Source organism: Amycolatopsis sp. NPDC049688, assembly GCF_040674975.1.
Lineage (GTDB): Bacteria > Actinomycetota > Actinomycetes > Mycobacteriales > Pseudonocardiaceae > Amycolatopsis.
Genome location: NZ_JBFANY010000006.1, coordinates 274,141 through 286,589 on the forward strand (window position 1 = coordinate 274,141; position 12,449 = coordinate 286,589).

Consider the following 12,449-nt stretch of genomic DNA (forward strand, 5'->3'; position numbering starts at 1 on the left):
ATGAAATCTGCTGGAACCGAACCGGACATCGAATCCGCGCTGGTGGACCTCGACCAGGTACCCATCTCCGCGCTGAGGGATCTGGAGAGTGACGAACTACGCCATTCGGCGCACCACGTGGTCGAACGCACCAGACGGCTGCACGCGCGCTACCGGAGCTCCAACGCGGCCGCCGGCGAACGAATCGACTGATGCCGGACCCGGCGGGACTCCGTCCCACCTTCCACCGCCTGTCCTGGCCGGAATTCGACGCCATCGCGCGCTTCGAAACCGGCGAGGATTTGGTGCGACAACTGCGCCGCGCCGAACGGAGCCGGCGCAAACTCCTGATTCACGCCCTGCTGACCGACGCGGCGAAAACGCCGGAACGGCTGGGACCGCTGCCGTCTGTGGACACGGCATGGGAGCTCCTCGACCGCGCCGACCAGAGGTCGCCCCGGGCGGTCAACCGGTTGCTCACCAATCCGTACACTGGAAGCTGGGCCGGCTACGCGACACGCCTCCTGCGTGACGGGCTGGACGGCGTCGGCCCGCTGTGGCTGCACCTCGGCCACGTGCACGCCATCGCGGCCGCCGCCGCGATCCGGGCCGGGCTGGACTTCGAAACCGCCGTCCCAGTGTGGCACGGCAACGCCATGATCCCCTCGCTCGGTCTGGCGCGGTTTTCCCCGAACACTGGGCATTCCGTGGCCACGGTGGGCGGCGACGGCCGACGGTACTTTGTTTCCGACGGCACCTCGACCATTCGGGTGCCAGCCGCGCGGGAGACCGAAGACACCGGCTGGTGGAGTATCCGCCGGCTGCGGAGCCGGGTCGGGCCGCACCGGTTCTCCCTGCTGCTGGACGACCTCGACCCGTACCGCGGCCTGTACGAACCGATTGCGCCCGAGCGGGTGCCGAGCCGCGATGTCGCCGCGTGGCAGCGCCTGGTCGACGACGCCTGCGGGCTCATCGCCACCCACCTGCCCGGCCTGGCGACGGCCATGCCGGTCGGGCTGGTTTCGCTGGTGCCCAAGCCCCAGGTGCTGTTCCGGAACCCGAGCGCCTCGACCGGAGAAGCCTTCGGCAGCGCGGTGGTCGGGTTGCCGTCCGACGGCGCCGCGCTCGCCGACACGTTGATCCACGAGTTCCAGCACATCGTGCTCGGCGGGCTGCTGCACCTCGTCGAGCTGTACGAGCCGGACCCGCGGGAGCGGATTTACGTGCCTTGGCGGGATGATCCGCGCCCCTTGAGCGGCGCCTTCCAAGGGTTGTACGCCTTCTTCGGGGTGACCGCTTTCTGGCGGGCGCTCGCGACCGGCGGCGTCCAACCGCGGCGGGCCGAATTCGAGTTCGCGCGCTGGCGCGAATGCTGCTGGCGAACCCTGCGCGCGCTGCGCTCGGACGACACCTTGACCGCGGCCGGACACCGGTTCCTCGACGGCATCGAAGAACGGCTCCGCCCGTGGCGGCAGGAAGCCGTCTCCGCGGAAGCTCGGGAGCTGGCCGAAGCCACCGTCCAGGACCACGTCGCCGGCTGGCGGGTCCGGCATCTCCGCCCGGACCCGGACGAGGTGACCGCGCTTGCGGAAGCCTGGTTCCGCGAACAGCCTCGGCCGCCCTTCACCATGATGACGACCGCCCTGCCGCCGACGCCGGTGCCAGACGGCACCTGGTCGCCGGCCCGAGCCGACCTCGCCAGGCTCGCAGTCGGCGGCGCGGATCCCGGGTTGTGGCCGACAGTGCCGGGCGCCACGGCCGCCGATCTCGCTTTCGCGCACGGTGATTTCACCCGGGCGGCCGACGAGTACCGCTCGGAGCTCTCCGCGGACCCGGACCGGCCCAACTCGCTGGTCGGGCTCGGCCTCGCGCTCGCCGCGCGAGGCCGGCACCCGGCCGCTCGTGCCCTGTTGCACCGGCCCGAACTGGTCCGCTCGCTGCACCGCCGGGTGCGCGACCGATCGCCGGTCACCGTCGAACGGATAGCCGCCTGGCTCGGGCAGGTCGTTTCCCGGTGATGCTCACATCATCATGGGGTCGATGTCGCAGGTGGCCCGCTCGCCTCGGCCGGCCGCCTGAGTGCCTGGGTGCGCTTCACCGAGAACTCGACGGTACTTCGCCAGGATTGGTTCCTGGAAGGGCGCAGCTTCCTCGGTTCGCCCGTTCGCGGCGAGATCCAGCCCCAGGTTGAAGGCGGTCGCCAGCATGGTCGGGTGGTCCTCGCCGAGTACCTGCCTTCCACGTTCCAGAGCGTCGCGGTTCAGCTCGATGGCCCGTTCGAGTTCTCCCAACGCGGACAGATCGCTCGCCAGGTTGATCGTCGCGATGATCGCATACGGGTGATCCGGGCCAATGGTCGCACGGAACCGCTCCAGTGCACGCTCGTCCAGTGTGCGCGCGGCGGCGATCTCCCCCTGCAATCGCAACGTCACCGCGAGGTCGACGCTGGCCCCCAGCGCGTGGGGGTGGTCCTCGCCGAGACCGGTCCGGTATCGCTCGAAGGTCTCCTCGCCGAGTTTCCGGGCGTCTGCCAGGTCTCCCGAGTGGCGAAGATCGATCGAGTGCGCCAAAGCGCAGGCCAACGTGGTGCTGTGGTTGTCACCGTAGGCGTGCTGGAACCAGGTGAGCGCCGACGCGGACAGACCGAGCGCACCGGCGTGGTCGCCGTCCTTGCGCCTGGTCACCGACAACAGGAAGGAGTTGACGATCGTGTCCAGCTGGTCTTCCCCGTACCGGGCGCGGAAGTTCTCCGTGAGCCGCTCCTGCTGCACCCGCGCCTGGCCGTACTCTCCAGCCTCACGCAGGTCCACGATGAAGGCGCTGTTCACGCTGAACGTCCGGACGTGGTCGCGGCCGAGAACCTCGCAGCGGCGACGGTACGTATCCTCGTCCAGTTCGGCCGCCGCTCGGTATTCGCCCGAAAGCCTGAGGCTGAGTCCGTGCTGGAACGCCGCGTTGAGGGTTTCCGGGTCGTCCTCACCGAACATTCGTTTGGATTTTTGATAGATCTCTTCGCTCAGCTTGGTGGCTTCCGCGAACTTGCCTTGAGCACGTAGGTCGATCGTGATGTTGCGCTGCAGCGCGAACGTCTCTTCGTTCTCTTCGTCCGACACCTGACGGCGCAGGGCCAGCGTGCGCTGGTTCAGCTCCGCGGCCTCCTCGTACCGGCCGACTGCCCATAGGTACAGCCCCAGGCGGGAGGACACCTCCAACGTCTGCGGGTGCGTCGGGCCGAGTGTCTCCGTGAACCGCTTGCGCGCTTCCTCGCCGAGCCGGGCAGCTTCTTCGTGGTCGCCGTACTCGAACAGGTAACGCATTAGGTTGATGTACAGCTGACGAGGCCAGCTGTCGTCGCATTCCAGCACATTGGCCGCGTACGCGTGGGGCAATAGCTCGCGGTAGCGGGGCCAGTGGCGGCTCGACTCGGGGTCGTTCGGGTCGAGGGCCGCGAGGAGCTGGTGCGCGCCATGTTGCATGCGGGCGTGCACCTGGGGTGCCATCACTCTCTTGCGCAGAACGAGCTGGACCAGGCGATGCAGCTGAAGCGTGTTGCTGCCGTGGTCGATCTTCGCGAGACCGTAACGGTTGATGTCACGGATCGCCCGGGCCAGCTTGATCGGCTCGCGCAGCGCCGCGTCGAGTTCGGGGGAAATGGACACCCGGCTGACGCCCGTCAACAGGTCCCGGGATATCGGTTCCGGTGAGAAGAAAGCACAGATGTGCAGGATCTGGTGGGCCGCCGGGTTGCGCGTCTTCAGTTCCTCGAACGAGACGTTCCACGCCGCCGCGACCGATACCTCGTAGTCCGGGGCTGACGCGGTGTCCAGGATCTCCTCGACCGAGTCGTCGAACAACCGCAGGTACTCCTGTACAGGCATGCCCGTCACAGCGCGCCATGCCGCCGCCTGCTCGACGGCCAAGGGCAGGTCACCGAGTTTGTCCGCCAGTTGGTCGGCGTCCCGGGGATCGATTTCCGGGCCGCGCCGGCCGAGCAGTTCGATGCTCTCCTCGCGCTTGAACACCGCGAGTTCCAGTGGCCGCGCGACGCCGCCCCAGTCGCTGTTGCGCGAAGTAACCAGGATTTCCCCCGGCCCATTGCGCGGGAAGAACGGCAGCACCGCTTCCGGGCTTTCGGCGGCGTCGAACACGAGCAGCCACCGGCGGAACGGCCGACCGGTGCGCAGGGCTTCGAGTACGGCCGGCACGGCGATGTGGGCTTCGGACGAACCCTGGATGCCCAGTGCCCCGGCGAGCTGGGTCAGCCCGGCGCGGATCTGCGTGGTGTGCGCGGCGTCGATCCACCAGACAAGATCGTAATCCTGCAGGTGGCGGTAGATGTACTCGGTCGCCATCTGCGTCTTGCCGATACCGCCGAGCCCGTGCAAAGCCGACGGGAGCACCGCCGTCGTCCCGCTGTTCAGGCGCTTCGCCAGCTGCTCCAGGAGTTCGCCGCGGCCGGTGAAGTTCGGGTTGCGCGGCGGGACGTTGCCCCACACCTGGGGCGGGTCGTCGGGCTGGCGGGCCGGGAAACTCCGGAAGGCGCCCGAGGCCGCCGGATGAGCGATTCTGGTGGTCGGCTCACCGGGTTCGCCATCGAAATAGCGCGCACGTCCCTCGGTCGTGGAAGGTGCATCGGAGGGACGTTCGGCCGTCTCGGGCATGTCGGAACTCGTACTTTCGGTGGGGGGCACAGTCTTTTCGGTGGGGGTCACAGTCTTGATTGATGTCTTGATTGATTCAGACTCAGACGTGACGGGCTCATGCCGCTGCACCGCGTTCCACAACCGGTCGGCTCGGGACAAGTACGGTCCGGAAAGGGCGCGCATGATCACGCGTTCCAGCTCGACGTCCGCCGGGGCGTCGAGGGTCAGGTCTGGGTCTGGTGTGTTGTGCGGGTCGGCAATGGCATCTCGGAGGTGACCGAGCAGCGGAATCCGTTCACCCAGGTGAGTGGCCGCCACCCGGACAACGCCCGCGGTTTCTGACCGACGCGCGCCGCTGAGCAGCATTTCCCGGACTGCCGCGGGAAAAACGAAGACCCCACCTGTGTCCCAAGTGGACTTCCCTTCCTTGAGTCCGGGAGGGTACACGATCCCCGACACCAGAAGCTCCACCAGGTGCTCCGGTCCCGCGTCCGGGACGAAATGCCTGGAAACGACCCTGGCCACGTCGAGATCCACCGGCACCGCTGCCAATAGTTGCGCCAAGCGTACCGCCGCCGGCGAGCCCACGCTGCGAAATCGGTGCACTCGTTCGGCGGGTGACGGCACCGGCGCAGCCTCTTCCGGCGCCGGGTCACGGGCGGGATCGGCGGTGAGGACGACCGTGCCCTCGGTTTCCGCCGCGTGCTGGCCGGTGACCAGCCGGCCCCACCAGGCCAGCGAGTGCGGCCGCAGCTCGATCAGCGGTATGGGCACGGCCCCGCCGGGGATCAGGGATTCGGGTTCCAGCCAGGCTTCGGGCAGGTCGAACGTCCACCGGTGGTTCGGCGCCACCGGACCCGGCGGCCGGAGCCGGGCCTTGCGCGGGCTCAGTCCGCAGCGGCCCCACAGCCAGCGCGGCAGGAGGTGGACGATGCTCACCGGCATCGTGCGGCCCCAGGTCGCCAGTACTGAATACAGTTCTTCCCGTTGCCACGCATCGCTGACCCCGTCGGTCAGCAGCAGCACGACGCGCCGCCCGGAACCGTCGAGGATTTCGGCCGGGTCGCGCGTGGGCGCGCCGGGGGTGCCGCCGCGGAGCACCAGTGATCCCTGCCCGGTGTCCTTGGCGGTTTCCAGGAGGCGGATCTGGATCGACCGGAATACACCCGTATGTTCGAGCATGTCCACGAACGCGGACATTCGCGGGCGCCACAACGCCATCGAGGGACCGTTGTCGAGGACGAGCGTCAGGTCGAGCCAGCGCTCTTCTCTCGTTCGGGTGACCGGCCACCACCGTCCGGTCTCGGCGACGCGGACAGCAGTGGCCTCTTCGTCGAGGACCACCTCGGTGTGTCGGCGGGACGGCGTCTTGCGTTTCAGCGGGCTCAAAGCGCGGAAGCAGGCGAGGGTTTCGAGCGGGGCCGCACCGCCGACGACCTCGTCCGCCAGCGGCTCGACCGGGGCCAGCGAAACGACCTCGGAACGGGGTTCGCGCTCCGGCGCCGGAACGGGGACCGGGCCGGGCCGGGGCGCGGGAGGCGGCGGCGCGGCTTCCCGTGGCTCGGACGGCGCGTTGCGGATTCGCGCTTTTTCCCCGGCGGGTTCGGGAGAATTTCCCTCGACGGTGTCAGGCTGAGCAGCTTCGGTACTGGGAGTGATGGCCGCGGCCAGCCACACGATGTCCGCGACGTCGGTCGGGCTCAGGTCCTCGAGGGCCAGTTCCCCGCGGCCACCGGCGGCGAGCGCCTCCGCGGGAGGGCACGACGCGGGTCCAGCCGCCGGGCTGTCCACGTCACCGCACCGTCAGTCGTTGCCACAGCGCGTCCACCAGCATCGGCCACGCCTCGTGATCCGGTTGGTAGGCACCGGACGTGGCGAGGTACACCGCGTCCAGGAGCCGGTCGGTCGGCAGTCCGCCTTCGGCCTTGCTCTTTTCGGCGAACTCGCGGACGAGCCGGTCGCGGTGTTCCCCGTGCTCGTCGACCAGGTGCCCGGCGACGATCGCCGCCAGCTGGTGCAGGTCGGGGTTGTCGATGCGCAATTGCAGGCACCGCCGCAGGAAGGCCGGCGGGAACTCCCGCTCACCGTTCGACGTCATGACCACGATCGGGAACGCCCGGCACGCGACGCGCCCGTCCCGCACCACCGCGGTGCGTTCCGGGTCGGCGGTGTGCACGGTGACCTCGGGGTGCCGGGTGCGCACGCGAGCCAGCTCCTCGATCGGGAACTCCCCGTCCTCGAACAGCGAAAGCAGGTCGTTCGGCAGGTCGGCCTCGGACTTGTCGAGCTCGTCGATGAGCAGCACCCGGGGAAGCCGGGTGGGCAGGAACGCGGTGCCCAGCGGGCCGAGGCGGACGAAGTCCCCGATCGGCGGCTCCTCCCCCTCGCCGCCGCGCTGGGCCTGGCTGGTGGCGGCCTCTTGCACGCGGCCGATGGCGTCGTAGCCGTAGAGCCCGGAAGCCAGCGTGGTGTGACTGGTGATGGCCCAGCGCAGGACCCGGCCGAGGCCGAGTTCGCGGGCGATGCGGTAGGCGAGGCTGGACTTCCCGGTGCCGGGGTTGCCGGTGACCAGCAACGGGCGCCGAAGATACAAAGCCGCGTTGACCATGTTCAGCTCGCGCGGGTCGATGTCCTGCTCGGCCAGGGTGAACGCGGTGCCCAGGCGGCGCTCGGCCTCGCCGTCGTCCGGCGGCGGCCCGTCGTCCTCCTCCGGCGGGATACCGGAATAGCAACGCCAGGGCGGCGGGTCCGGCAGCATCCCGGCGAGGTCGATGTCGTGGATCGGCCGTCCGGTCCCGCGGTAGATCCACCAATCGGGCGCGTCGAATGGAGACGTCCGCCCGTTCGGCGTGACGCCCGCGTCCTGGTCGTTCGCACTCATCCGAGGAATCCTCTTACTGTCGAGTCGGGATCAACGGCCGGTCGAGCACGATTAGTCTTTTCGGGTCATCATACATTACCACCAAATCATCGATCAGAGAATTCGCGAACGGCCGATCCGCCCGTGAATTCGCCAATTTGTGACGCTCGAGGAGTTCGCGCAAACCCCCGTCCTCGGACAACATCCACCCGAGGAGCTCGCGCAGGTCTTCGGGACCGGCATCAGGATGCCACAAGATCACCGGCAGGCCGCCGCGGAGGGCGCTGGTCAAATCGTCCGGTCCGGCCCCGCGATCCGGCCGCGGGGGCGGCGGACAGGCCATCACCAGGCCCACCCAGCGTTCGTCGCTCAGCACGGCATCGACCGGTTGCCGCGCGGACTCCGCACGGCCGGAGTAATGCAGCCGATCGGCGGAAGGGTCTTCGAGCATCGAGTCCCACCGCAACAGCCAGTTTCGGTGCCAATGCTCGGCCCTCATCCTTTCGAGCGAACGAATACCCAGCCGGTATCCATAGCGCAACGGCTGCGGGTCGCCGGAAGCGTGTTCTTTGCGCCACCGTCGCACCGGAAGATTGATCAGGGTGCGCGGCAGGAGGAATTCGACGGACGCCGACACGCTTTGCCCGGACCAGACGCGCTCGGCCGCCACGATCACCTCGTCGACGCGGTACTCGGCCTCGTCGATCGCGATTTCCCGGACGCCCCCGAGGGCCGGCGGCCAGACCTCCGGGTCGTCCTGCCGCCAAAAGGCCAGCGTGCAACGGCCGGGATGATCGGCGACCGGTTCGAGCATGATCATCAAGTGCAGCTGCGGACGGACAGGCAACGGCGGCAGCGCCCGCCGCTGGACTTCGAGCGCCGGGCCGAGGCGCAGCTGCCGGGCCTGCTCGCCGATCCACGCCTTGATCGCGTCTCCGGACTCGCCGCCCACTTCCTCGGCAAGGAGCCGGAGGAAGGTGACAGCCGGCGGGATCCCGTCCGGGCCCGCGTTGAAATCCGTGAGCAGTTCGAGCGCGCTCCACGCGTCGGTGACGTCGTCCAGCGGAGGCAGCGGGATCGCCGGACCGAGCGCGCGGCTCATCAGCACCGCCAGCCGGGGCACCGGCAGCCGGGTCAGCCGGTGGCGCAGCAGCGTCAGGTCCCGGCCGGCGATGAGGTCGTGCACCGGGTGGCCCGCCTCCAGCGTGGCCGGGCCGCCGTCATCGTTGCGGCTCGGTTCGGGGGGAATGGGATCGGGCGAGCTGGATGCACCCTGTAACCGCAAATAGGCCGATCCAGTGAAACTCTTCACCTTGACCGGGATCACATTGTAGGTCTCCGGAAGAAGACCCGGGTCCTGCGCGATCACGTCGGCGAAGAAGCGCTCGGAAGAGATGAGCGCGATCAGCCGATCGGACCGGGCGAATGCGGCTTTGGCCACTTCCGCGTCCAGAATCCGAAACGCGGTGTCGACCGCCTCACCGACCCAGCCGTGCCCGTCGTACACGACGTCACCCGAATTCAGGCTGACGCGCAGCCGGATCTGCGCCCGCCGGGTCCGGGTCCAGTTGTACCGGCGCAGCGCGACGACGATGCGTTCGGGCAGCCGATCGGCGACGGTGCTCCTGGTCGTGCCGCTGGGCAGGAGAATCAGGACGCCGTCGCCGCGATCTTCTTTCGCACACGAGTCGAAGTCGATGTCGCATTCGACGAACGCCGTCTTGAGCACCTCGTACATGCCCTGGTGCACCGCGAGCCGGTCGGAAAGGTGACGCTCAGGAGCGGTGAATCCCACGACGTCGACCACGACGATCGTGCACTCGAAGACCTGAGTCACACCTCTGGCCCCTCCCCGGGATGCCGATGTCGACCCCACACTATCGCGTCTCCGCGAAAGTTCTGAGTCAAATGACATATTCGCCGGCGGTTCCCGGTGGGATAATCACCGGCTGCTCAGCGGCGGATCTCCGTCAGCTTCACCGGACGCCGTTCCCGGCGCGACACCTCGCAAGCCTCCGCGATGTAGAACGCCTCCAGCGCATCCGCCGCGCCGCACGGTGAAGGGGCCCGGTTCGCGACCACGTCCAAGAATGCCTTCAGCTCGGTTGTGTACGCCGGGCGGAAGCGCTCCATGAAACCCGGGTACGCCGGCCCCGGCAACGGGGCCACACCCGGCTCCACCGACCGCAGGGGCGCCCGGTCGTCCAGGCCGACCACCACGCCGGACACCGAGCCCAGTACGTCCAGGCGAACGTCGTAGCCCGCGCCGTTGTAGCGGGTCAGCGACACCGTTGCCAATGTGCCGTCGTCCAGGGTCAGTGTTGCCGCTGCCGTGTCCACGTCACCCGCGTCCGCGAAGAACTGCTCACCTCGGTTGGCTCCGATGGCGTACACCTCCTCGACCTCGCGGCCGCTCACCCAGCGGATGATGTCGAAGTCGTGGACGCCGCAGTCGCGGAACAGTCCACCCGAATGGGCTACGTACTCCGCCGGCGGGGGCGCCGGGTCGAACGTGGTCGCGCGCAACGTGTGCAGCCAGCCCAGCTCGCCCGACGCCACCGCCGCCCGTGCGGCCGCGTAGCCCGCGTCGAACCGGCGCTGGAAGCCGATCTGGACTCCGACGTCCGACGCGCCGATCCGGTCGATCACCGCCAGGGTGCCCGGGATGTCCGCGGCCACCGGCTTTTCGCAGAACACCGGGATCCCCGCGTCGACCGCGGCGATGATCAAACCCGGGTGCGCGTCCGTCGCCGCCGTGACGACCAGGCCGTCCAGCCCCGCGGCGAACAGCTCGTCGAGGGACACCGCTTCGACGCCGAGCTTCGCGGCCGCGGAGGCGGCCCGCGCGGTGTCGACGTCGGCCACGACGACCGACTCGACCTCTTCGAAGCCCTTCAGCGTCTCCGCGTGCGCGGTGCCGATCCGGCCGGTGCCCGCCAGTCCCAACCTCATCGTGGTGCTCCTCCTGTGTCGGAAAACTCGGCGGTGGTCGCCCGGACCACCAGGGACGGGTGCAGCAGGTGCCGGACCGGCTCCGTGCGCTCCCCGCGGACGCGTTCGAGCAAGGCCGCGAAGGCCAGCCGCGCCATGTCCTTGCGCGGCTGGTCGACCGTCGTCAGGGACAGGTGCCGCAGCGCGGCGAGAGAAGTGTTGTCGTAGCCGACGACGGAGACGTCCTCCGGCACCCGCAGCCCGGCCTCCTCGAGCGCCGAGATCGCGCCCACGGCGTTGAAGTCGTTGCCGGCGACCAAGCCCGTCGGCAGCTCCTGGCGTGAGTACGCGCCGAGCAGCTCCCGCACGGCGTTCTCGCCCCCGATGTCGGTGTGCTCGCTGCGCACGACGACCGGCTCCAGGCCGTGGCGCCGCATCGCGGACTCGAAGCCGCGCCGCCGTTGCGCCGCACCGGCCGCACCGCCGCCGTCGAGGTGCGCGATGCGCCGGTGCCCGAGGCCGGCCAGGTGGTCGACGGCCAGCGCCGACCCCGCCTCGCCGTCGTCGTTCACCGTGTCCACTATGGACGAACGAATCGTCCGCGACACCAGCACGACCGGGCACTGCTTGGCCGCGACCTGGATCGACGCCGCCGGGACGACCGGGGACAGCAGGATGATCCCCGCCGGGCGGAAGGAAAGCAGGTTGTGCAGGGCGTTCCACTCGCGGGTGGGGCTGCGGCCGCCGGTGTTGAGGATCAGGTCGAACCCCGCCGCCTGCGCGGCGGTGTCCAGCTCTTCGACGATGTCGGCGAAGAAGGCGTTGCGCAGGTCGTTGACCATCACGCCGAGCACCGTCGACGTCCGGCTGGCCAGCGAGCGCGCCATCACGTGCGGCTGGTAGCCGAGTTCCTCGGCCGCGCGCAGCACCGCCGCACGCCGGGCCTCGGAGACCTTCGGTGAATTGTTCATCACCAGGGAGACCAGCGCGCGGGAAACTCCCGCCCGTTCGGCGACGTCCTCCATGGTCGGACGCACCATGCGCACCTCCCCTGATCTCGGAAAACTCGGCCTTGACTTTGCTGTGACGGACGCTACAAGATTAGAGCGCTCTAATCAATAGAGCGCTCCAACGGACCGACGGAGGCCCCTTGTGACAGCGACGATCCGCGTGGCCGCCGCCCCGATCTCCTGGGGCGTCTGCGAAGTCCCGGGCTGGGGCCGGGTACTGGACGCGGCGACCGTGCTCGGCGAGATGGCGGCGCTGGGTGTCCAGGCCACCGAGCTGGGACCGCCCGGATATCTCCCCCGCGAGCCCGCCGCCCTGCGCGAGCTGCTCGCCGGGTACGACCTGACGCTCGTCGGCGGTTTCCTCGCCGTCGTGCTCCACGAAAACCAGGAGAACGCGCTCAAGGAAGCGGAAGAGTCGGCTGCGCTCTTCGCCGCGTGCGGGGGTGACGTCCTCGTCCTCGCCGCCGCGACCGGGCTCGACGGCTACGACGACCGCCCCCGGCTCACCGGCACCCAGTGGGCGACCCTCGTCGACACCGCGGGCAAGATCCGCGACATCGCGGCTCGCCACGGCCTGCGCACGGTGCTGCACCCGCACGTCGGGACGCACGTGGAGCAGCAGGCCGAGGTCGAGCGGTTCCTCGCCGATTCCGATCTCGGGTTGTGCCTCGACACCGGGCACCTGATGATCGGCGGGACGGATCCGGTCGAGCTGGCGCAGCGGTATCCCGAACGGGTGGGGCACGTGCATCTCAAGGACGTCCGGGAAGACCTGGCGGCCGAGGTCCGCGCGGGCCGGCTCGGCTACACCGACGCGGTCGGGCGGGGCATCTACACCCCGCTCGGCGAGGGGGACGTGGACGTGGCGGCGATGGTGCGCTCCGTCCAGGCCGCCGGCTACGACGGCTGGTACGTCCTCGAACAGGACACCGCCCTCGGCGCGGAGAGCCCCGACGACCTACCCCGGCGGGACACCGAGCGCAGCCTGGCCCACCTCGCGAAGATTATCGCCTCCCTCTAGCACCT

General features: G+C 69.4%; 8 protein-coding genes. 3 read left to right on the forward strand and 5 right to left on the reverse strand.

The features are described from left to right. Both AB0J55_RS22465 and AB0J55_RS22470 read left to right on the forward strand, forming a co-directional pair. On the forward strand, positions 1–192 hold the full coding sequence (locus AB0J55_RS22465; protein ID WP_364251502.1) for a hypothetical protein: 192 nt from the start codon (positions 1–3) through the stop codon (positions 190–192). After that, positions 192–1,997 carry an HEXXH motif-containing putative peptide modification protein gene (locus tag AB0J55_RS22470; protein ID WP_364251505.1) on the forward strand — a complete coding sequence of 602 codons (1,806 nt, stop codon included), beginning with the start codon at positions 192–194 and terminating at the stop codon, positions 1,995–1,997. The genes AB0J55_RS22465 and AB0J55_RS22470 overlap by 1 nt, the downstream gene beginning before the upstream one ends. Before the next feature lie 3 nt (positions 1,998–2,000). Here AB0J55_RS22470 and fxsT read toward each other — a convergent pair whose 3' ends face one another. The 5 genes from fxsT to AB0J55_RS22495 all read right to left on the reverse strand — a co-directional run bounded on the left by fxsT (position 2,001) and on the right by AB0J55_RS22495 (position 11,453). After that, on the reverse strand, positions 2,001–6,341 hold the full coding sequence (gene fxsT / locus AB0J55_RS22475; RefSeq protein WP_364251949.1) for an FxSxx-COOH system tetratricopeptide repeat protein: 4,341 nt from the start codon (positions 6,339–6,341) through the stop codon (positions 2,001–2,003). Positions 6,342–6,414: 73 nt separating this feature from the next. Continuing rightward, positions 6,415–7,503, reverse strand: coding sequence for a MoxR family ATPase (locus tag AB0J55_RS22480; RefSeq protein WP_364251508.1), 1,089 nt, complete (start codon positions 7,501–7,503; stop codon positions 6,415–6,417). 13 nt (positions 7,504–7,516) lie between these two features. Then, the gene (locus AB0J55_RS22485) at positions 7,517–9,319 is read right to left on the reverse strand and encodes a hypothetical protein (protein ID WP_364251510.1); all 1,803 of its coding nucleotides are present in this window, start codon (positions 9,317–9,319) and stop codon (positions 7,517–7,519) included. A gap of 116 nt (positions 9,320–9,435) precedes the next feature. Continuing rightward, positions 9,436–10,434 (reverse strand): Gfo/Idh/MocA family oxidoreductase, encoded by a 999-nt coding sequence (locus AB0J55_RS22490; RefSeq protein WP_364251513.1) that lies wholly within the window; start codon positions 10,432–10,434, stop codon positions 9,436–9,438. Continuing rightward, positions 10,431–11,453 carry a LacI family DNA-binding transcriptional regulator gene (locus AB0J55_RS22495; RefSeq protein ID WP_364251516.1) on the reverse strand — a complete coding sequence of 341 codons (1,023 nt, stop codon included), beginning with the start codon at positions 11,451–11,453 and terminating at the stop codon, positions 10,431–10,433. Before AB0J55_RS22495 ends, AB0J55_RS22490 begins: the two co-directional genes overlap by 4 nt. Positions 11,454–11,565: 112 nt before the next feature. On the opposite strand from AB0J55_RS22495, the gene AB0J55_RS22500 reads away from it, so the two are divergent. After that, positions 11,566–12,444, forward strand: coding sequence for a TIM barrel protein (locus AB0J55_RS22500; RefSeq protein ID WP_364251519.1), 879 nt, complete (start codon positions 11,566–11,568; stop codon positions 12,442–12,444). Positions 12,445–12,449 lie beyond the last annotated feature (5 nt).